General features: G+C 66.5%; 14 protein-coding genes, 1 rRNA gene and 1 other annotated feature. Of the genes, 3 read left to right on the top strand and 12 right to left on the bottom strand.

From position 1 onward, the window contains the following. Nucleotides 1-503: 503 nt before the first annotated feature. Nucleotides 504-2,447 carry a sigma-54-dependent Fis family transcriptional regulator gene (locus ISF28_RS29680; protein ID WP_441295214.1) on the top strand — a complete coding sequence of 648 codons (1,944 nt, stop codon included), beginning with the start codon at nt 504-506 and terminating at the stop codon, nt 2,445-2,447. Here ISF28_RS29680 and ISF28_RS29675 read toward each other — a convergent pair. The 7 genes from ISF28_RS29675 to ISF28_RS29645 form a co-directional block, all read right to left on the bottom strand. After that, nucleotides 2,444-3,427, bottom strand: coding sequence for an FAD:protein FMN transferase (locus ISF28_RS29675; protein WP_307727482.1), 984 nt, complete (start codon nt 3,425-3,427; stop codon nt 2,444-2,446). The two genes, ISF28_RS29680 and ISF28_RS29675, sit on opposite strands and share 4 nt — an antisense overlap. Then, entirely contained in the window at nt 3,424-5,484 is a 2,061-nt protein-coding gene (locus ISF28_RS29670; RefSeq protein WP_198120778.1) for a 4Fe-4S binding protein, read from the bottom strand. The genes ISF28_RS29675 and ISF28_RS29670 overlap by 4 nt, the downstream gene beginning before the upstream one ends. A gap of 18 nt (nt 5,485-5,502) precedes the next feature. Next, nucleotides 5,503-6,678, bottom strand: coding sequence for a porin (locus ISF28_RS29665; RefSeq protein WP_198120777.1), 1,176 nt, complete (start codon nt 6,676-6,678; stop codon nt 5,503-5,505). A 295-nt stretch (nt 6,679-6,973) separates the two neighbouring features. Next, nucleotides 6,974-8,707: a PQQ-dependent methanol/ethanol family dehydrogenase gene (locus tag ISF28_RS29660; RefSeq protein WP_198120780.1), complete on the bottom strand. Its 1,734-nt coding sequence runs from the start codon at nt 8,705-8,707 to the stop codon at nt 6,974-6,976. Between the two features lie 39 nt (nt 8,708-8,746). Further along, complete coding sequence (locus tag ISF28_RS29655) at nt 8,747-9,127, bottom strand: DUF779 domain-containing protein (protein WP_198120776.1); 381 nt, start codon at nt 9,125-9,127, stop codon at nt 8,747-8,749. 50 nt (nt 9,128-9,177) lie between these two features. Further along, complete coding sequence (adh, locus tag ISF28_RS29650) at nt 9,178-10,698, bottom strand: aldehyde dehydrogenase (RefSeq protein WP_198120775.1); 1,521 nt, start codon at nt 10,696-10,698, stop codon at nt 9,178-9,180. 167 nt (nt 10,699-10,865) lie between these two features. After that, nucleotides 10,866-11,807: a beta-propeller fold lactonase family protein gene (locus tag ISF28_RS29645; RefSeq protein ID WP_198120774.1), complete on the bottom strand. Its 942-nt coding sequence runs from the start codon at nt 11,805-11,807 to the stop codon at nt 10,866-10,868. 144 nt (nt 11,808-11,951) lie between these two features. Between ISF28_RS29645 and ISF28_RS29640 the strand changes: the two genes are divergently transcribed. Further along, nucleotides 11,952-14,060: a TonB-dependent receptor family protein gene (locus ISF28_RS29640; protein WP_198120773.1), complete on the top strand. Its 2,109-nt coding sequence runs from the start codon at nt 11,952-11,954 to the stop codon at nt 14,058-14,060. A gap of 71 nt (nt 14,061-14,131) precedes the next feature. Here the strand turns inward: ISF28_RS29640 and ISF28_RS29635 are convergent, their stop codons facing one another. From ISF28_RS29635 to ISF28_RS29620, 4 genes are all read right to left on the bottom strand, one after another. Further along, the gene (locus ISF28_RS29635; protein WP_229519458.1) at nt 14,132-14,983 is read right to left on the bottom strand and encodes a substrate-binding periplasmic protein; all 852 of its coding nucleotides are present in this window, start codon (nt 14,981-14,983) and stop codon (nt 14,132-14,134) included. Between the two features lie 7 nt (nt 14,984-14,990). Continuing rightward, complete coding sequence (gene pedF, locus ISF28_RS29630; RefSeq protein WP_198120772.1) at nt 14,991-15,464, bottom strand: cytochrome c-550 PedF; 474 nt, start codon at nt 15,462-15,464, stop codon at nt 14,991-14,993. Nucleotides 15,465-15,579: 115 nt separating this feature from the next. Next, nucleotides 15,580-17,064 carry a DUF3482 domain-containing protein gene (locus ISF28_RS29625; RefSeq protein WP_198120771.1) on the bottom strand — a complete coding sequence of 495 codons (1,485 nt, stop codon included), beginning with the start codon at nt 17,062-17,064 and terminating at the stop codon, nt 15,580-15,582. Further along, on the bottom strand, nt 17,061-18,539 hold the full coding sequence (locus ISF28_RS29620; protein WP_198120770.1) for a DUF2868 domain-containing protein: 1,479 nt from the start codon (nt 18,537-18,539) through the stop codon (nt 17,061-17,063). The genes ISF28_RS29625 and ISF28_RS29620 overlap by 4 nt, the downstream gene beginning before the upstream one ends. Nucleotides 18,540-18,585: 46 nt before the next feature. Beyond that, nucleotides 18,586-18,918, bottom strand: a sequence feature (16S ribosomal RNA rRNA prediction is too short). A gap of 307 nt (nt 18,919-19,225) precedes the next feature. On the opposite strand from ISF28_RS29620, the gene ISF28_RS29615 reads away from it, so the two are divergent. Beyond that, nucleotides 19,226-21,523 (top strand): glycogen debranching protein, encoded by a 2,298-nt coding sequence (locus ISF28_RS29615; protein WP_198120769.1) that lies wholly within the window; start codon nt 19,226-19,228, stop codon nt 21,521-21,523. 68 nt (nt 21,524-21,591) lie between these two features. On the opposite strand, the gene rrf is transcribed toward ISF28_RS29615, so the two are convergent. Beyond that, nucleotides 21,592-21,704 (bottom strand): 5S ribosomal RNA (gene rrf / locus ISF28_RS29610). Nucleotides 21,705-21,711: the final 7 nt, after the last annotated feature.

Here is a 21,711-nt window from a genome sequence, read left to right as displayed (position 1 = left end):
CTTGTGAACATTTGATAATTTAAGTATTCAGTATCACCGAAGCGATACTGGCACCTCATCAAACGCCCACACTTATCGACTGTTTATTGTTAAAGAACTGTGTTCGGTACTGCCTTGCTGCGCTTGCCGAATCGTTTTGTTCGTCAGCAGCAGAGGAGCGAGATTATGCAGTGCTTCGCTTAACTCGTCAACCCCTCATTTTTCTGCAACACACTCGATGTAATCGATCTGACAAGCTTAACTAGTTGATCCGGCTAAACTTTTTGTGCGCTGCAGAAGCAGGACGCGAACTATAGCAAACCCGTACCTACCTGCGCAAGGCCTGTTTCGCGTGCACAAAAAGCTGGCATCCAGCTTGCTTAGTGTGTGTTGCATAAAACAAAGCACCTCGAAGACGGAACATATTTACCCGATTGATTGTTCCGTTCTGGTACAGGTGCTACATTTGTGAACAGTCGATTCCCGCACAGAGCCGAAGTCCAGGGCCAAACAGGAGACATGGAATGACTTATCAACAAGCAACCGGCCTGCTGGTCCCCGGCACGCCCGGCGACGACATGGCCTCGACGATCGCCATCTCGCACCGGCGTTCGGAACAATTCGGCCTGTGTCCCGATTCGCGTCCCGACTTCAACCCCGCGTCCGGGGCCGACTTGTCGTACCTGGTCGAGCAGAATCGCCTCCTGTACAGCCATGCGATCCCCGCGATGGAAACGCTGTACCAGCAGATCGCCAACACGCACAATATGGTGCTGCTGACGGATGCCCACGGCGTGATCGTGCATTCGCTGGGCGACGCCGACTTCCTGGAAAAAGCCAACCGCGTCGCACTGACGCCGGGCGTGGCGTGGTCCGAAGAGAGCAAGGGCACGAACGCGATCGGCACCGCGATCGCCGAACGGGTCCCGACGACGGTCCACGCCGACCAGCACTTCCTCTCCGCGAACCACTTCCTGACCTGCTCCGCGGCGCCGATCACGGACCACTGCGGCAACGTGGTCGGCGTGCTGGACGTCAGCGGCGACCGGCGCAGCTTCCACAAGCACACGATGGCCCTCGTGCGCATGTCGGCGCTGATGATCGAGAACCAGCTGTTCGCGGCGACCTTCGAGAACGCCATCACCGTGCACTTCCACACGCGGCCTGAATTCATCGGCACGCTGATGGAAGGGATCGCGTCGTTCAGCCCCGGCGGGCGCTTCCTTGCGGCCAATCGCAACGGCCTGTTCCAGCTCGGCCTGTCCTATCCCGCGCTGCAGGCCCACACGTTCAGCTCCCTGTTCGGCCTCCCCGTCTCGGCGCTGTACGATCACTACCGCACGGCGGCGCCCGACCTGCTCGACCTGTGCATGCACAACGGCGTGCGCGTGCGCGGCCGCGCCGAGCTGCGCCTGACGAACGGCGTGCACGTGCTCACCGGCGCATTCGACGACGTGCCGCACGCCGCCGCCCTCAACCAGCCGCCGGCCAGGGCCCCGGCGCGGCGCCTGTCCGGCCTGCGCTACCTGAACACGGGTGACACGCAGCTCGAACAAGTCATCGACAAGGTCAACCGCGTTTTAGGCCGCGACGTGCCGATCATGATCATGGGCGAGACCGGCACCGGCAAGGAGTTGCTGGCCCAGGCCATCCACAACGATTCGCCGCGCGCGCAGGGGCCGTTCGTCGCCGTCAACTGCGCGTCGATCCCGGAAACGTTGATCGAATCGGAGCTGTTCGGCTACGAGGACGGCGCCTTCACGGGCGCCCGCAAGAAAGGCGCCGTCGGGAAGATCCTGCAGGCGAACGGCGGCACGCTGTTCCTCGACGAGATCGGCGACATGCCCTACTCGCTGCAGGCGCGCCTGCTGCGCGTGCTGCAGGAACGCATGGTCACGCCGCTCGGCAGCGGCAAATCGATTCCCGTGAACGTGGAAGTGATCTGCGCGACGAACCACAACCTGCGCCAGCGCATCGCCGAAGGCCTGTTCCGCGAAGACCTGTATTACCGGCTGAACGGCCTCGTGGTCAAATTGCCGCCGCTGCGCGAACGCACCGATCTCGAAATCGTGGTGAAGAAAATCCTCGCGGCCGAAACGGAATCCGGCGGCATCCATACGATTTCCGACGAGGTCCTGCGGCTGTTCAAGCGCCACAAATGGCCGGGCAACTTCCGCCAGCTGACGAATCTGTTGCGCACCGCGGCGATCATGGCCAGCGACGAGGAAGAGATCGGCCTGCGCCACATGCCCGACGACTTCCTGGACGACGTCGCCGAGGCGCCGGCCAGTGCGCCCGCCGCCCAGCAGGTGATCGCGGCCGGCGGCAACCTCGAAGAGATGGAGCTGGCTGCGATCGTCAAGTCGCTGGAGGCGAACGGCGGCAACGTGTCGGCGACGGCGCGTGCGCTGGGCGTATCGCGCAACACCATTTACCGCAAGCTGCCGCATCTGAAAACCTCCCCCTAGGCGGCCGGGAAACCGGACGACTTCCAGCGCGCGCCGTCCTTGCCGATCGTGAGCAGGTCCACGCCCGGCAGGTGCGCCGCCAGCGCGTGCGCGCGGCGAGCGCCCATCACCATGAACGCGGTCGACAGCCCGTCCGCTTCCAGCCCCGTGGGCGCCACCACCGTGACGCTCGCGAGCTCGGTCGGCGAATCGCCGCGGGCCGGATCGAAGATGTGGTGATGGCGCAGGTCGGGCGTGAACGCCGACGCGTAATCGCCCGACGTGGCGACGCAGCGCCCGTCCAGCACGACGCTCGCGGCCAGCGCGTCCTCGTGGCGCGGGTCGCGTACGCCCAGATGCCATGGGCGCCCGTCCGCGCGGCCCAGGGCACCGTATTCTCCCGTGTCGACGAGCGCGTGGCGGATGCCGTGCCGGCGCAATGCCGCCAGCGCGAGATCCGTCGCATAGCCTTGCGCCAGGCCGTTCAGCGTGATCGCCATGCCCGGCCGCGCCAGCACGACACGCTCCGGCCCCGCCTGCACCTGCGTCCACCCGACGAGACGCTGCGCGCGCACGCGCTCGGACTCGGGCGGCACGCCGAGCGCCGCGTCGAACGCGCGCCACAGCGGTTGCACCGTGATGTCGAACGCGCCTTGCGTCAACCGTGACAGCGTGCGTGCGTGCTCCAGCACCGTCAGCAGATGCGGATCGGGGCCGTGCAGCACCTTGTCGCGGTTCAGCCGGAATACCTGGCTGGGCGGCTGGTGGAGGCTCATCAACGCGTCGACGCGGCGCGCCTCGCCCAGCGCGGCGGCGATGGCCTGCTGCGCGGCCTCCGGGTCCGCGTGACGCACGGCGACGCTGATCGTCGTGCCGAACGCCAGCGCGGCGCCGCTGTGCAGAGGCAGTTGGTCGGCTTGGGCTGCGTCCACGCCCGCGGCGCCGGCCATGCCGCCCACGCCGCCCAACGTGGCGGCGATGAAGGTCCTTCTGTGCATCATGCTCTCCTGTCGACGGCCACGATCGGAATCGACCGTTCCCGCTTGCGTTCCAGTATCCGCGGCGCGCATTGCGCGTCGCTTGCGTGGATAACGACACATTCCATACATTGAAAACACTCCTCGTATGCGATCTTCCCGTCCGGGGCGATCGCGTTGTAGCCGCAGCGGTGGCGGCAGGTCTGGCACGGCGCGCCGCATTCGGCGCGGCGCGGGATCCAGTCGAGCAGGCGCACGCGGCCCAGCAGCGCCAGCGCCGCCCCGAGCGGACAGAGATAGCGGCAGAACGCCTTGTTGACGACCGTGGCGAGCACCAGCAAACCGGTCGCATACGCGACGAACGGCCAGGCGCGCACGAAATTCAGGGTGATCGCCGTCTTGAACGGCTCCAGCTCGACGAGCTTGTCGGCCTGCGCCGGCGCCCACGCGGCCGCAGCCAGGATCGCCGCCAGCACCGCGTACTTCACGCGCTTGAGGCGCGCGTCGAGCACGCGCCGCACGGCCAGTTGCGGCAGCTTGAGCGCATGCCCCAGCAGGCCGGCGAATTCCTGCAGCGCGCCGAAAGGACACAGCCAGCCGCAGAACGTGCCGCGTCCCCAAATGAACAGCGACACGAGCACGAAGGCCCACAGCGTCACCGTCATCGGATCGAACAACAGGTAATCGAGGCCGCGCCCCGCGCGCAGCGCCTGCACGATGCCGGTGACGTTGACGATCGAAAGCTGGGCCTGCGCCGTATAGCCGACGAACCCGACGACAAACAGCAGCCACGCGCGGCGCAGCCAGGCGAAGCGGCGCGCGTGCGCCACGAGCCGGCGCTGCTGCCACAACGCGACGCCGAGCAGCGCCAGCGCGGCGACGAGCACGGCCAGTTGCACGCGCCGCGCCTTCCAGCTGGCTTGCCACGCCGGTGCGTCGTCCGCGGGCGCCGCGTAATACGCATCCGGCAGGCGATAGCCGAACGCGATCTCGCGCGTGATGCGCTCGGGGTAGACGATGCCTTTGCTGCGCGTGACCGGCAGCGCGAAATCGAGCGCGCGCGCCGGATCGAGCCCGGCCTGGGCGATCACGCGCAGCAGCAGGATCTCGCCGACGGGCAGGTTGACGCCGTCGGCCAGCCGCGGCTCGAGATCGAGGTCGCGCATCTCGACTGGCAGGCGGTCCTGGCGCAACACGATGCCGCGCGGGACGCTGCCGCGCACGAAGTCCGCGCCCGCGATCGGGTGCGGACCGGCCGTCATCACGAGCAGCGCGTGGTCGCCCGGCTCCAGGCGCCCACGCAGCCGATTCCACGTGCGCGGCGCCAGCAGATTGCGGCCGACCGCCGGCACGGACGCCCACGCCACCCAGACGTCGACGAACACGTCGTCCGGATGCGCGAGCGCCTGCGCGTCGAGCCCCGCGCCGGCGCTGCCCGCGAACAGCCGCTCGACGTCGCCGTTCGTCACCCGCACGTGCCGTACGAGACCGGCATCCACCAGCGCCGGGAACGACATCGGTGCGAAGACGTCGGCGCGGACACGCCCGATGCGGCCCGGGTCGCGTCCCTGGGCGAAACCGAGTTTGGCGCGCGCCACCTTCAGCGCGGCGGACAGGATGCTCTGGTTGATGATGCGGACGGATGCCGTCGCCTTGGACACGCCGTCCAGTTGCCCCGGCCCGCCGACCGTGATCCCCTGCCCCAGCGACCGGCCGCGGTACTGGCGCAAGAAGTCGCGCAGCGGCGCCTCGCCCAGGCCTTCCACGAACACGGGCTCGTGCTGCGCCAGCACGGCCACGTCGAGGAAGGTGCCTTTCGGATCGATGACGACGAGTAGGTTCGGCGGCACGCCGGCGAAGCCCGGCACCGGCGCCAGGTCGGCCGATTCGAACGCATAGCCGACCAGCTCCGTCTTCGTCCCGTTCTGCTTGAACAGCGGCCAGGCAGGGACGTCGGCCGCCTTCTCGCCGACGACCAGCGGCGCGGGAAAGCGCCGCGCCAGCTCCGCCTGCGTCAGCGTGCCGGCATGCGCGGCCGCGCCGACCAGGATCCAGCAGATGACGAGACGGAGCAGGCCCATGGGAGCGTCGGAAGCGCGTCAGAAGAAGATGATGCCGCCGACGGAACCGCCGTTCATGCGCGCGGTGGCGCCACCGAATGCCTTCGAGCGGGTCTGCCCGATCTCGGCCACGAGCGTGATCGCGCTGTTCAGCGCATAGTAGGCGCCGGCCGTGAGGTTGGCGTTCGACTTCAGGCCGCCCGTGCCGACCGTGTTGTCGTCGTTGGCGCTGCGGCCCCACGACAGGCCCAGCTTGAGCGCGTCGCTCGTCTTGAACGTGCCCTGCACGAGGAAGTTCTTGGAGCGGACGTCGCCCTGGTCGGCGTCGGACAGGATGCCCAGCGCGCGGCCCGACTGCGCATTGACCAGCAGGCCGGCCGCGCCGAGCTGGTACGATGCGCCGGCCTCGAAGCCGTTCATCGTGAGGTCGCCCGCGCCGGCCGTCTGCGCCACGAAGCGCTGGGTCTTGGCGCCGAGCCAGGCCTTGAAGCCGTCCTGCGCGAAGGACACGCGCGTCTGCACCTGCGGGTTCGACCGGGTCGAGTAGCGCGGGCCGGCGATGACCGGGGTGTCGGACACGGGGCTCATCACGCCGAAGTCGAAGCCGATGCCGGCGTCGTTCTTGGGCGTGCTGTAGACGATCTGGCCATACGTGCCCAAGTAACTGTAGCCGGCGCCGATGTGGCCCAAGGTGACGCGGCCGCGCTGCGTGGCCTGCACGGGTGCGCCGGCGCCGACGAGCGTCATGTCGCCGAGGATCGCGTTGGCGCCGAAGATGCCGTAGTCGCGGCCCAGCTTGAACGTGCCGAGATCCGCGCGGCCGAACGTGAAGAACGCCTGCCGCACGTCGACGGTGCTGTTCTGCGAGATCGCGCTGTCGGTCGCGGTGGCGGCGTAGATGCCGATCTTGGCCGTCACGTCGAAGCCGCCCTGCGTCGACGACACGGACGTCACGAGGCCGCTGGGCAGCAGGCCGTTGCCGATGGTGGTGCGGCGGTCCTCGCCGCCGCAGCCGAGCGGCTTGCCGCCGAGCGGCTTGCCGCCGAGCGCCAGCCCGCCGACGGCGTCGCCGCTGCACGAGACGCCGGTGTAATAGGCGTTGACGATGCCGCCGACGTTGACCGTCCAGTCGCCGGCCTTCAGGTCGACCGCGGATGCCTGCTGCGCACAGGCGCCGATCGAGGCCAGGACGGTGAGTAGATGAACCTTTTTCATGTGTCTCCTCGCATTCTCTTGTTCGTTATGGTGGATACATCGATTCGATGTACCTGACACCAATGGCAAGTTGCGTGCCCGGTCACGTTACGGGGGAGAACGGGGAATGACGGCGGTTTTTCTGTGGCGAATCGGATCAGGTGTTGCAGTTTTGATCGTCCATACGTAAATAATATAAACGATATAAATAAAAAAAAACGGCGGCCGAAGCCGCCGCAAAACAGGGTCCTGACGCCGGCCGCCGCCGCAGCCGATTCATTTCCCTCCCTGACCACTTACACGTCAAACGTCGCTATCAGATCTTCGATGCGAGCTTGAACACCCAGACGGAACCGCCCTGCTCGAGGAAGTTGACCTTCTTGGCGACCTCGCCGCCCCACAGCGGCACGGCGCCGCCCCAGCCCGAGACGACGGCCACGTATTGCACGCCACCGTCTTCCCACGTCACCGGCGGCGCGACGACGCCGGAACCCGTCTGGAACTTCCACAGCTCCTTGCCGGTCTTGGCGTCGACGGCTTTCAGGAAGCCTTCCGGCGTGCCGTAGAACACGAGGCCGCCGGCCGTCGTCATCACGCCGCCCCACAGCGGGGCCGTGTTCTTGTCTTCCCAGACGATCTTGCCCGTCTTCGGATCCACCGCGCGGAGCGCGCCGATATAGTCGTCGTTCAGCGGCTTGATGGTGAAGCCGGCGCCGAGGTAAGCTCCGCCCTTCTTGTACGTGATCGGCTCGTTCCAGATCTCCATGCCCCACTCGTTGGCCGGCACGTAGAACAGGCCAGTCTGCGGACTGTAGGCCATCGGCATCTGGTTCTTCGCCCCCAGGAAGGCCGGTGCGGCGAACACGGTCGAACCCTTCTTGCCGTCACCCTTGGTCGGATCGCTGGGGCGGTTGGCGGCGATGAAGTTGGGACGGCCCGTCTTGAGGTCGATGCCGCTCGCCCACGTGATCTTCTTCACGAACGGGAAGGCATTCTGCAACTTGCCCGTCTTCGCGTCGATCACGTAGAAGAAGCCGTTGCGGTCGGCCTTGCCGCCGTAGCGCTTGCCGTTCATGTCGAACGTGACGAATTCGTTGGCGCCGTCGAAGTCCCAGGAATCGTTCGGCGTGCTCTGGTAGGCCCATTTGATCTGGCCCGTGAGCGGATCCAGCGCGAGCGTCGACGACGAGTACAGGTTGTCGCCGGGGCGCAGGTGGCTGTTCCACGGCGCCGGATTGCCCGTGCCGATGTAGGCGAGACCCGTGGCCGGATCGTAGGTGCCGCCCATCCAGGTCGAGGCGCCGCCCGTCTTCCACAGCTCGCCCGGCCAGCTCTTGTTGACCGTGCCGGTGACGCCGGCCTCGATGGCCTTGCCGTCCTTGTCGTAGCGATACCCCATGTGGCCTTCGACGGTCGGGCGCGTCCACAGCAGGTCGCCCGTCAGCGGATTGCGGCCTTCCACGCGGCCGACGATGCCGAACTCGCCGCCCGACACGCCCGTGATCAGGACGCCGTTGGCGATCAGCGGCGCGGCCGTGATCGAATAGCCGGCCGAGTAGTCGTCGACCTTTTCCTTCCACGCGATCTTGCCGGTGTTCTGGTCGAGGGCGACCAGTTGCGCATCCAGCGTGCCGAAGATGACCAGGTTGCCGTACACGGCGGCGCCGCGGTTGACGACGTCGCAGCACGGCATGATCGCTTCCGGCAGGCGCTGCTCGTACTTCCACAGCTTGTTGCCGGTCTTGAGGTCGATCGCGAAGATGCGCGAGTACGACGCGGTGACGAACATCTTGCCGTTGGCGATGATGGGCTGCGATTCCTGGCCGCGCTGCTTTTCGCCGCCGAACGAGAACGACCATGCCGGAACCAGTTGGCGGACGGTGTTCGTGTTGATTTGGGTGAGCGTCGAATACCGCTGGCCCTGCGAGCCCATGCCGAAGGACAGCACGTTCTTCGTGTCCTTCGACGCGTTGTCGAGCATCGCGGTGGTGATGTCGGCCGCCTGGGCGAGGAACGCCAGGGGGGCGAGTCCTGCAAGCAGGATGGTCATACTCTTTTTCACGGTTGTCTCCTTTGTTGTCGTTTTGCTTTAAGGTCCGGGCGCCTGGTCGCGCAGCTGGCCGCACTCCTCGTCGGTGAACAGGCGCGAGCGCGTGAGGAAGCGCCTGCCCGTGCCGTTATCGAGCGAAAACATGCCGCCGTTGCCCTCCACCACGTCGATGATCAACTGGGTGTGTTCCCAGTAGCCGAACTGCTCCAGCCCGATGTAGAACGGCGCCCCGCCCAGGTTGCCCAGGTAGACGTCGGTGTCGGAGAGGTCGAATTCCCCGGCTGCGTAGCACATCGGCGTGCTGCCGTCGCAGCAGCCGCCGGACTGGAAAAACATCAGCGGGCCGTGGCGCTGCCGCAGCTCGCCGATGAAGGCCAGCGCCGCCGGTGTCGCGGTCACGCGTTCGATATTGGGTGTCATGGCGTCCTTCGATTCGATTGCCCCGCGGCGGGCCGCGGGGCGGTGCTGCATCAGAAGAAGCCCAGCGCTTTCGGGCTGTAACTCACCAGGAGATTCTTGGTCTGCTGGTAGTGGTCGAGCATCATCTTGTGATTCTCGCGGCCGATGCCCGACTGCTTGTAGCCGCCGAACGCGGCGTGTGCCGGGTACAGGTGATAGCAGTTGGTCCACACGCGGCCCGCCTGGATCGCGCGGCCGACGCGGAAGGCGCGGCTGCCGTCGCGCGTCCACAGGCCCGCGCCCAGGCCGTACAGCGTGTCGTTGGCGATGCGCAGCGCGTCCGCCTCGTCCTTGAACGTCGTCACCGACACGACCGGGCCGAAGATCTCTTCCTGGAAGATGCGCATCGTGTTGTCGCCCTTGAACACGGTCGGACGCACGTAGTAGCCGCCGGCGAGATCGCCGTCGTGCCGCGCCTGCTCGCCGCCCGCCAGCACCTGCGCGCCTTCCTGGCGGCCGATGTCGAGGTAGGACAGGATCTTCTCCAGCTGTTCCTTCGATGCCTGGGCGCCGATCATCGTGTTCTCGTCCAGCGGATTGCCGGCCTTGATCTGTGCCACGCGGGCCAGCGCGCGCTCGATGAACTTCTCGTAGATCGATTCCTGGATCAGCACGCGCGACGGGCAGGTGCACACCTCGCCCTGGTTCAGCGCGAACATCGCGAAGCCTTCCAGGCATTTGTCGAAGAAGTCGTCGTCCGCGTCCATCACGTCGGCGAAGAAGATGTTGGGCGACTTGCCGCCCAGTTCCAGCGTGACCGGGATGAGGTTCTGCGCGGCGTACTGCATGATCAGGCGGCCGGTGCCCGTTTCGCCGGTGAACGCGATCTTGGCGATGCGCTTGCTCGACGCGAGCGGCTTGCCCGCCTCCAGGCCGAAGCCGTTGACGACGTTGACGACGCCGGCCGGCAGCAGGTCGGCGATCAGCTCGACGAGCACCATGATCGACGCCGGGGTCTGCTCGGCCGGTTTCAGCACGACGCAGTTGCCGGCGGCGAGTGCCGGTGCCAGCTTCCACACCGCCATCAGGATCGGGAAGTTCCACGGGATGATCTGGCCGACGACGCCCAGCGGCTCGTGGAAGTGATACGCATAGGTCTCGCTGTCGATGGTCGAGATGGCGCCTTCCTGCGTGCGGATGCAGCTCGCGAAGTAGCGGAAGTGGTCGATCGCCAGCGGGATGTCGGCCGCCATCGTTTCGCGGATCGGCTTGCCGTTGTCGATGGTCTCGGCGGTCGCGAGCAGGCGCAGGTTCTGCTCCATGCGGTCGGCGACGCGGTTCAGGATGTTGGCACGCTCGGCCGGCGACGTCTTGGCCCAGCCGTCCTTGGCGGCGTGGGCGGCATCCAGCGCCAGCTCGACGTCTTCCGCCGTCGACCGTGCGACTTCGCAGAACGGCTGGCCGCTGATCGGCGTGACGTTGGCGAAGTACTCGCCCTTGGCCGGCGCGACGAATTTACCGCCGATGAAATTGTCGTAGCGTTGACGGAACGGATTGGCGACGCCGAGTTTGCTGATGTCTGCGAGATTCATGTCATCCTCTTTCGTTGTGAGTTGTGTGGCCGTTGCCGGCGCTGGGTGTCTGGTCGGTACATCCCTTCTTTCGCAAACCCCGTGCCAGCCCGCTTTACCCTGTTTTTGCCGTGCCGGACGGCTGCGCGCCGGCCGTTTCTGGTACACCTGTCCCAAACTTGAACAACTCAGCGGATCACCACGCCCCACGGCAGCTTGCCCACGGCGATGTCGCCCGTCTTCGCGGCCGCCGCCGTGTCGATCACGGACACGCTGTCCGAGCGGCCGTTCGCCACGTACAGCCGGCTGCCGTCCTTCGTCAGCGCCATGTTCCACGGCCGCTTGCCGACGGCGATGGTGGCGTCCACGACGTTGCGGACCGCATCGATGCGCATGACGCTGCCGTCCGCGCCGTTCGACACGAACACGTTCTTCCCGTCCGGCGCGACGGCGATGCCGGCCGGGTTCTTCCCCGCCGGGATCGTTGCGATGCTGCGCCGTTGTTCGAGGTCCACCACGTACACCGCGCCCGCCACTTCGCAGGCGACGTAGGCGCGCGTGCCGTCCGGACTGAAGCCGATGCCGCGCGGACGCCGGCCGACGGCGATCGAGCCCACCTCGCGGCGCGCGGCCACGTCGATCACGTCGACCTGTTCCGCGTTCTCGGCCGAGACGAGCAGCCAGCGTCCGTCGGGGCTGAACACGGCGTGCTCGGGATTGCGGCCCTCGACCGGGATGTCGGCGACGCGGGTACGCGTGGCCGCGTCGATGAGCGCCACGCTGTTGGTGTCCTCCACCGCGACGGCGACCCAGCGGCCGTCGGCCGACGCATTCACGCCCTCGGGCGAACTGCCGAGGGGGATGGTGGCAAGCAGCGCGCCGCGCGCCGCGTCCAGCACGAGCAGCGCGTTGGCGGCGGCGTCCGTCACGTACAGCCGCGTGCCCGCCGGGTCGGCGGCGATGCCGCGCGGGCGCTTGCCGGCTGCGATCTGGCGCACGGCCGCGCCGTCGGCCACGTCGATCACGCTGACGGTGCCGGACTTTTCGTTGGGGACGTAGGCGAAGGGCGCGGCCTGCGCGATGCCGCAGCCGCAGGCCAGCAAAAGAACGAGGGAACGAATGCGCGACATGATGGTCCTTTCAAAGTGGGCGATGCCATCGGGTTTGCAAGCGCCGTGCCATGTGGACGGCATATTTCCGGCTTGGCAGGTATATTGCTTGCGGTGATAGTCGGTGCCCGGACGACAGGGCGGACTATTCGACACGGAGACAACATGGAATCACGATTGAATTTTGTGGCGGCGCTGTTCGCCGTCACGCCCCTGATGGCGAGCGCCGGGGACGCGCCCGATGCGCCGGCGAGCGTCGTCGTCGTCAGCGCCACGCGCGCCGAGCACACGAGCTTCGACCTGCCGGCCGCCATCGACGTCGTCGACGCGGACCGCATCGGCGCCGCCCAGCCGCGCGTGAACGCGTCCGAGGCGCTGGCCGCCGTGCCGGGGCTGGTCGTGCAGAACCGCCAGAACTATGCCCAGGACCTGCAGATTTCCTCGCGCGGCTTCGGCGCCCGTTCCGCATTCGGCGTGCGCGGCGTGCGCCTGATCGCGGACGGCGTGCCCGCCACCATGCCGGACGGCCAGGGCCAGGCCGCCACGTTCGACCTGGACATGGCCGAGCGCATCGAAGTGCTGCGCGGCCCGTTCTCCACGCTGTACGGCAACCACGCGGGCGGCGTCATCCAACTGTTCACGCGTACGCCACGTGGCGCACCCTACGTCGAAACGAAGGTCGCCGCCGGCAGCGACGGCATGCGCAAGACGGACGTCAACACGGGCGGCAAACAGGGCGCCATCGGCTGGCTGCTGGACGGCTCGCGCTTCGAGACGGACGGCTACCGCGCCCACAGCGCCGCCACGCGCGACCAGGCCTATGCGAAGCTGACCGTCGACACGTCGGCCACCGGCAAGCTGACGATAACCGCGAGCGGCCTACGCCAGGACGACACGCAGGACCCGCTCGGCGTGACGTGGGCCACGTACCAGCGCGACCCGCGCGCCGGCGAGATCGACGCGACGGACCCGCAAACGCCGAAGCGCACGCTGGCCGACCGCTACGACACCCGCAAGAGCATCCACCACCAGCAGATCGGCCTGTCGTGGGACGGCACGTTCGGCGCCGACCGCCTGCACGTGACGGTCTACGGCGGCAACCGCAGCGTGATCCAGTACCAGTCGTTTTCGAAAGGGTTCCAGGCGCCGGCCAGCCATTCGGGCGGCGTCGTCGATTTCGACCGGAACTTCCACGGCTTCGACGCGAACTGGCTGATGGTGCGCCCGCTCGGCGACGGCGTCCTGCGCACGACGCTGGGCCTGGAAGCCGGCAAATCGAGCGATGCGCGCAAGGGCTACGAGAACTTCGTCGGGACGACCTTCGGCGTGAAGGGCCGCCTGCGCCGCGACGAGGACGACGACGTGCGCAACGTCGATCCTTACGTGCAAATGGAATGGGAACGCGGACCGTGGGTGTTCACGGGCGGCCTGCGCCACAGCCGCGTGAGCTTCGACGTCGCCGACCACTATCTCTCGAACGGCAACGACAGCGGCAGCGTCGACTATCGCCACACGACGCCGCTGCTCGGCGCCCTGTACAAGGTCACGCCCACGCTCAACGTCTATGCCAGCGCGGCGCGCGGGTTCGAGACGCCGACCCTCAACGAGGTGTTCTACTCCGGCACGGGCGGCGGTTTCAACTACCACCTCGGCGCGGCCACGAACACGCAGCTGGAGGCCGGCGCCAAGGCCATGGTCGGCCGGGACGTGCGCGTCAATGCCGCGCTGTTCCGGGTCCGCACGCGCGACGAACTGGTCGTCGACAGCTCCAGCGGCGGCCGCACCAGCTACCGCAACGCGAGCGCCACGTTGCGCCAGGGCCTGGAGCTGTCGGCCGACGCCGACCTGCATGCGGGCTTCTCCGCCCGCGTGGCGGCCACGCTGCTGCGCGCGATCTACGACGAGGCGTTCACCGGCGTCGCCGAGGGCAACCGCCTGCCCGGCGTGCCGAGAACGAGCCTGTTCGGCGAACTGGCGTGGAAGGACGCGGACGGCCGCCTGCAGGCGGCGCTGGAGACGATCGCCAGCGGCGAGATCCATCCGGACGACGCCAACGCCGCGGTTCCCGCACCGGGCTACGCGATCGTCAACGCGCGCGTGCAGGCCAACCAGGCGCTGGGCGTGTGGCGCGTGCGCGAGTACGCGCGCGTGAACAACGTGTTCGACCGGACGTACGTCGGCTCGGTCATCGTCGGCGACAGCAACAAGCGGTATTACGAGCCGGCGCCGGGACGCAACTGGGTGCTGGGGGCCAGCGTGCAGTACCAGTTCTGAATACGCGCCGCGCGGCCGCGCGGGGCGCGGCCGCATGCGGCGTGCGGAAATACGGGCTGCTGCGGCGCCCGTCAGGGCTTGACGGCCTGCACGCCGTATTTCGCGAAGATCGTCCGCAGCTCGCCGCTGGCCGCCATGTCGTTCAGCGCGGCCTGCAACTGGCGCGCGAGGCCGACGTTACCCTTTTTCACCGCCATGCCGATCGCCCAGCCGCCGCGCGGCAGGCGGTCGAACGGCACTTCCTGCAGCGGAAACGCGGGGTCGCCCTTCATGACGGATTCGATCTGCGCGCGCGTGGCCAGCACCGCATCCAGGTGACCGGCCTTCAACTGCTCCAGCGCCTCGATCGCGGTCGGGTAGATGTGCACCTGCTCGCGGAAGCGTCCATTGCCCTCGCCCAGCATCACCATTCCGGAGATCGACACCTTTTCGACGCCGATCCGTTTGCCCGCCAGCGCATCGATGCCTTCGAACTGCGGAATCGCCCGCGCGCTGCGCACGAGCCGCACGGTCTCCACGTAATACGGCGCGAAGATCTCGACCTGCGGGTTCGCATTCATCAGCATGCGGTCGACTGGCACGTGCAGCATCACGTCGGCCGGCCCGTAGCCGAGGTAGTGCCCTTTCCACACCATGTTGCGCAGGTCGTCGCCGAGGTCGTCGCCGGCATCGAACGGCAACAGCGCCGGCTTCAGTCCGAGCTTGCCGGCCAGCGCGGCGCCGAGGTCGGCGTCGATGCCCTGGCCGTGGTCGGAGAACGGCGCGAGGTCGTTGTAGACGGCCACCTTGAGGATGCCCGTTTCGCGCAGCACGGGCGTATCGGCGGCGAGGACGACGCCGGGCGCGGCGACGCCCGCTCCCAGCATCAGGCCGGCCGCGAGCAGGCGGCGGCGCGACGGCGACGGCAAGGTCAGGGTCGACATGGCCGTCTCAATTCGCGGCGCGGCGCGATTCGAGGTAGGTCTTGATGGCCCACATCGCTTCCTGGTTGAACACTCCCTCGAACGGCGGCATATACACGGCGCCGTTGCGCACCTTGCCGTGGCGGATGCTGGTCAGGAAGTACTTGTCGGTCTCCTTGTAGCAGGCCTGCTTCTTGGTCTCGTTCTTGATGTCGGTGCAGTCGCGGTCGAGCAGGCGCAGGTCCGGCGCGATCCCGCCGGATTCCGCTTCCAGCCCGTGGCAGCGGGCGCAGTTCTGGTTGTAGGCCGAGGAGCCGATCTTGAGCGCGAGCTTGTTGGTGCGGTAGGGATTCTCGTCGCGCCACTTGTCGCCCAGGGTGGGCAGGCCCGTCGTGTCGACGGCTTGCGGGATGACGTTGCCGTGCGCGTTAGCCCAGAGCGAGGTGAGTGCGGCGGCACCGAGTGCAACAGCGCCGACGGCAATGCGGATGGTGTATTTCATGATGTCTCCTGTAGGTTTTTCAATACATCCCTACATGAGCAATCGGCGTGCCATGCGTCGTGCGCCCGGAATGACGGCATTTGCGGGCCGCAGCTGTCCCAATTTGCAACAGGTGTCACATGTCCGCGCGTGCCAGCGCCCGCGCCGCCGTCTCCGGATATAGGCGTTCGAGCGTCTCCACCGTCACGCGGCCCAGCAGCGCCTGCACGGGCGCCGCGGCCGCGGCGGCGTCGGGCGCGGCGCGCGCGGCTTTCCACAACGGCGCCAGTTCGGCCTCGTGCGCGGAGACGCTGCGCTCGACCTCGGCCTGCCAGAACGGCGGCGCCTCGCCCTCGACGAAGTTGCCGCGGCCGCGTCCGAAGTGGGCGACGGCGAGGTAGCGCAGCACGCTGCCGACGAGGAGCGTGCGCAGGAACGGATCGGCAAACTGCACGGTGGGCCGGTCGCGGTCCGTCGTCGTGTTGAAGCCCCAGGCCGCGCCGGCCATGGTCAGCGCGCCGACGATTGCGCCGAGCAGCGCCCCGCCGCCCAAGGTGAGGCCGCCGGCCATCAAGTCGGCCGACAGGCCCGTCGCGGCGCCGGAGACGACGGCGCCCAGCAGCCCCGCCTGCGCCTTGTCGATGGGCGCACGCACGGCGAAGTTTTCGCGCACGCGGGCATTGATGCGGCCCGCGTCGCCCGGGTCGAGGCGGTGCAGGCGCAGGAGGCCGACCGTCGCGTCGCCGATGCGCCGCTCCAGCCGCTCGACGAGGCCGGCCATCGCCGCGTCCTGGCGCTTCTGTTCATCCTTGCCCAGGCCGACCGCCTTCAGCGCGGACTTGAGCAGGCCGGCCTTGCCCTCCTGCGCGACCGACTCGCTGTCGCGCGCGGCGCCGGCCAGCATCTGCGCGCCGAGTTCCACGGACGCGCGGAAGCGCTGCGCATTGTTCGTCTGCCAGGCCGCGAGCAGCCGCGCATAGCCGGCGCGCTTGGCCTCGTCGATCAGCCGGCCGACGCGTTCGTAAAACACGTCCTCGTGCACCCAGCAGCGCGCGAACGCGTCCAGCGCGAGCACGTCGCGCACGATCGGGAACTGGTCGAGATGCGCCTTCCAGCGCGTTTGCTCCGCCTGCTCCTGCTCGTCGGGCCGCGGCGGTCCGAGCTGGTTGAGCAGCACGACGACCGGCTTGCCCAGCCATTCCAGTATCCGCATCTCGGCCGGCAGATAGCCCGCGTCGCGCGGGTCCTCGGACGAATTCACGAGGTACAGGACGACGTCGGCCGCATCCTTCGCGGCGCGCAGCGCCTGCTGGCTGAGCCAGAACGGGCGGTCGCGGTAGCGGTCGAACACCTCGCGCAGGAACCAGCCGATCGGATTGCCGGACGACGCGAGCCGCTTGAGCAGGCGGACCGAATCGCCGAAGCCGGGCGTGTCCCACAACAGCAACCGGTCGCCCGCGCTGCTGGTCTGCAGCGTGTGCGCTTCGGCGAACACGGTCACGTGGGCCGCGTCGCGCACCTCGCCCACGTCCATGCCGACGAGCGTGCGCGCCAGCGTCGTCTTGCCGTTGTTCGTGTGCGAGACGAGCGCGAACTGGATGTCGACGGCTGGTCCGCTCATGCCGCACCCGACACGGCCAGGCCGCTCCCGAGGTCGAGCGGATGACGCTCCGGACGCAGCAGGTCGACGACGGTCGCCCGTGTATTGTGGTATTGGCAGAACTGGTGCCACAGCGCGATGCGTTCCACGACGCGCGAGTCGAACCCCGCCTGGCCGGCGCCGCGTTCGACGAGCCCCGACTCGTCGAGCAGCACGGCGATGCCGCGCGGCGTGTTGCGCGCCAGGTAGTCGAGGAAGGCGCCGTGGTTTTCGCGCTCCGGCGTGGCGGCCAGGTTGAACAGGACGGCCGTGATGGCCACGTCCGCGTCGTCCAGGCGCACGTCGCGGAGCAGCTCTTTCGGCTCTTCGCCGTACGGGCACGATGGCCTCAGCATCAGTTGCGCCTGTTCACCGAGGACCATCGCCGCGACGGCTGCGAGACCTTTATGGCGCGCTTCGTCGACGGTGAAGCTGTACGGGATCACGCGCAGCACGGCCGGGCCGGACGCGCCGACGCGGTCGGCCAGCAGTCGGTAATACGGCTGGCCGAGGTCGAGCGGAAAGCGGTGCGCGATCCGGCGCGCGCGCAGCGCGGACACGCAGGCCAGCACGAGGCGCGGCAGCACGACGAGCAGGAACAGCGTCGCGGCATACAGGTGCACCCAGCGTGCGCCGCCGGCGGGCGACGGCTCCTGCACGAAACGCAGAGCCTCGATGTCGGCCAGCGAAAAGCCCTGCAGCGGGAACACGGCCAGCGCCGGCGCGAACAGGAACGTGAGCAGCGTGTGGACCTGGGTCGCATCGAGGAAGGTGCTCTCCCAGCCGGCCGCGTACTGCGTCAGCACGCCGCGTGCGTACAGCGACGCGATCGCACCGAGCGCGAACGCGGCCGCGGCCAGGTGAATCGAGCGCCCGAGGCGCAGGTGCGTGAGCTTGGCCGTCAACTGCGACCAGTCCGCGAAATATTGCGTGATGCCGGCGGCGAGCGGCGCCGGCAGCTTGCGCGGCAGCGCGGCCTTGCCGACCGACAGGCGGCGCAGCAGTTGCGGGCCGGCCCAGCCCGTTCTCCTGGCCGGCACGATGGCCCACACGATCAGGGCGAGATAGACGAACAGATTCCAGGCGAGGATCAGCAGGAGCGGCGCGGACAGCAGGTCGACGCGGTGCGGATTGCCGATGCGGTCGAGCCCCGCCCCGGCCACGAAGCCGACGATGGGGAGCAGCACGGCCAGCACGGGCAGCACACTGCGGCGCTGACGGAACGCGGCGAAGGCCGGCGTGCGCTCGGCCAGCCGTTTCAGGATGAGTTCCGCGCGCTGGCCGAGAAAGTGGTCGAGCCTGGGTTCGCTCTTGCCTTCGGCGGCCTGCCAGTGCGCGAGTTCGCGGGCACTGCGGCTGGCATACACGCGATCGTCTTCGGAAAGGATCTCGTGCTTGGCGTCGGCGGTTTCGATGGCGCGCATCAGGACGACATCGCGTGCGGTCCGCTCGTTCATGGGCCTCCTGTCTGGTGGTTTTAGCAAGCTTGCAGGAGGCATTGTGCCTGAAAAAGCAAAAAGCCCGCTCAATCTGGATTGAGCGGGCTTTTCTTAATAACTAGCCTGACGATAACCTACTTTCACACTGGTTGCAGCCCGAACCGTTTCTTCCCTGACAAAAGAGCTTTACAACCCGAAGGCCTTCTTCACTCACGCGGCATTGCTGGATCAGGGTTGCCCCCATTGTCCAAAATTCCCCACTGCTGCCTCCCGTAGGAGTCTGGACCGTGTCTCAGTTCCAGTGTGGCTATAGCAAAACCTCGCAGCCGCGCGCAAGTTTTTGTGCGCGCGCCCGGAATACTGCCGCCTGATTTTGCGGGTGAGGCAGATCAACCCCAAGCCCAACCCAGGGCACGCGCGGCAACTCATTTTAGTAGTAAAACTACTAGAAGCACGATTGACTTCGTGAAAAACCACGAGTACATTCAGTCTGCCGGTACTGCAGAGCTGTGCGACAGGGCTTGGTATCGCGTAGTTCTAATACAAATCCACTGATCCCGGAGAGGGACGCCAACGACGGAGACCATCCCAGCATCGCCATTGCTGCGACGGGTAAGGCAGAGTTGCGGCCGAACAGCGCGCGAGAACAGGGTCTCTTTACGAAAAGAACAGCGTCAAAACGCCATCTACCACGGAGACCAAAAATGCAATTTCGCAAGACCATCATCGGCGCACTGCTCACGTGTTCGCTTGCCGCCAGTCCAGTCTGGGCGGCAATCAATCCCAACAAGCTGGGCGCAGCGTACGACAGCACCAACAGCAACGTGATCTTCAAGGTGTACTCGAGCCGCGCCACGCGCATCGAACTGTGGCTCTACAACACAGCTACCGGCAGCGCCGAGAAGGCGCGCTACATCATGAATGCGGGCAGTGGCGGCATCTGGACCGCGTCGATCCCGGTCACCATCCTGCAGTCGCGAGGAATTACGGGCACCATCTACTACGGCTACCGTGCTTGGGGCCCAAACTGGCCGTACAGCTCCAGCTGGACCAACGGCACCGGCACTGGTTTCATCAGCGACGTGGACGCGAACGGCAATCGCTTCAATCCTAACAAGCTGCTGACCGACCCCTACGCGCTTGAATTGAGCAATGATCCGACGACGTCGACGATGACGAACGCGAATATCTATGCCAGCGGCGCCAGCTACCGCAACCTGGACAGCGGGATCTATGCGCCGAAAGGTATCGTGCTGGCGGGAGACACGCAATCGATCGGCACCAAGCCCACGCGCGCGTTCAAGGACGACATCGTCTACGAGGTCCACGTAAAGGGCCTGACGATGAACGATACCAGCATCAGCTCAAGCTACCGCGGCACCTATAAAGGAGCCGGGCTAAAAGCGGCATACTTGGCCAGCCTTGGCGTAACAGCGATCGAATTCCTGCCTGTGCAGGAGACGCAGAACGACACCAACGACAACGACCCGAACAGTGACACCGGCGACAACTATTGGGGCTACATGACCCTTAACTACTTCGCGCCCGACCGCCACTACGCTTACGACAAGACGCCAGGCGGACCGACCCGCGAGTTCAAGGAAATGGTCAAGGCCTTCCATGACCAGGGAATCAAAGTGTTCATCGATGTGGTGTACAACCACACCGGCGAAGGCGGCCCGTGGTCGTCGAGCGACAAGACGACCTACAACATCTATGGCATGCGTGGCCTGGACAACCCGACTTATTACAGCCTGACCTCGGATATGCAGTCGCCCTGGGATAACACCGGCACGGGTGGCAATTACAATACGCACAACCCGACGGCCCAGAACCTGATCGTCGATTCGCTGGCCTACTGGCGCGACACGATGGGCGTTGACGGCTACCGTTTCGACCTGGCCTCCGTCCTCGGCAATACGTGCGAGGACGGCTGCTACAACTTCGACAAAATGGACTCAGGCAATGCGCTAAACCGCATCGTCAACGAACTGCCGCCGCGGCCGGCCGGCGGCGGCAGCGGTGTCGACCTGATCGCGGAACCATGGGCAATCGGCGGAAATTCCTATCAGGTCGGGGGCTTCCCGAGCGGGTGGTCCGAGTGGAACGGCTCTTATCGCGATACGGTGCGCGAGGCCCAGAATGAACTCGGCGTCGTGGCGATTACGACTGGCCAGCTGGCCACGCGCTTTGCCGGCTCGAGCGACTTGTATGGAGATGACGGGCGCAAACCGTGGAACTCGGTGAACTTCATCACGGCGCACGACGGATTCACGCTGAAAGACCTTTACAGCTTCAACTCGAAAAACAACACCCAGGCCTGGCCCTATGGCCCGAGCGACGGCGGTGAAAACAACAACAACAGCTGGGACCAGGGCGGGGTCGCATCCGACCAGCGCAAGGCGGCTCGAAATGGCCTGGCGTTGATGCTGCTTTCCGGCGGCGTCCCAATGTTGGTGGGCGGGGACGAGGCATTGCGCAGCCTGAACGGCAACAACAATCCGTACAACCTGGACTCGAGCGCCAACTGGCTAAACTGGAGCTGGAATACCGACCAGAGCAATTTCCAGTCCTTTGCCAAAGGCCTGATCGCATTCCGTAAAGCGCATCCGGCACTGCGGCCGGCGAATTTCTATTCAAGCGTCGACAACAATGGCAATGTGATGGAACAACTGCGCTGGTTCAAGCCCGACGGCACAGTTGCGGACTCGACCTACTTCAACGACTCCAACAACCACGCGATCGCCTGGCGGATCGATGGCAGCGAGTTTGGCGACAGCGCGTCGGCGATTTATATCGCGCATAACGCCTGGAGTGGCCAGGTTAACTTCGTGCTGCCGTGGCCCGGATCGGGAAAGAACTGGTACCGCGTGACCGATACCTGCACCTGGGCGGAAGGTCCGAACCAGGTTCGCTCGCCAGGTTTCGAGGATTACATCGGTGGGGAAAACACCAACTATGGCGTGTGCGGACGCGGCACCTTGGTACTGATCGCAAAGTAACGCGCACGTAAGCCACAAAACAAAAAAGCCCGCCGACATCGAGTCAGCGGGCTTTTTCTCTATAACTAGCCTGACGATAACCTACTTTCACACTGGTTGCAGCACTATCATCGGCGCAAAGTCGTTTCACGGTCCTGTTCGGGATGGGAAGGGGTGGTACCGACTTGCTATGGTCATCAGGCATAACT

The organism is Massilia rhizosphaerae, from assembly GCF_016093545.1.
Lineage (GTDB): Bacteria > Pseudomonadota > Gammaproteobacteria > Burkholderiales > Burkholderiaceae_D > Telluria > Telluria rhizosphaerae.
Note: the sequence above shows the minus strand (reverse complement) of the source record. Positions and strands in the feature narration are given on the sequence as shown.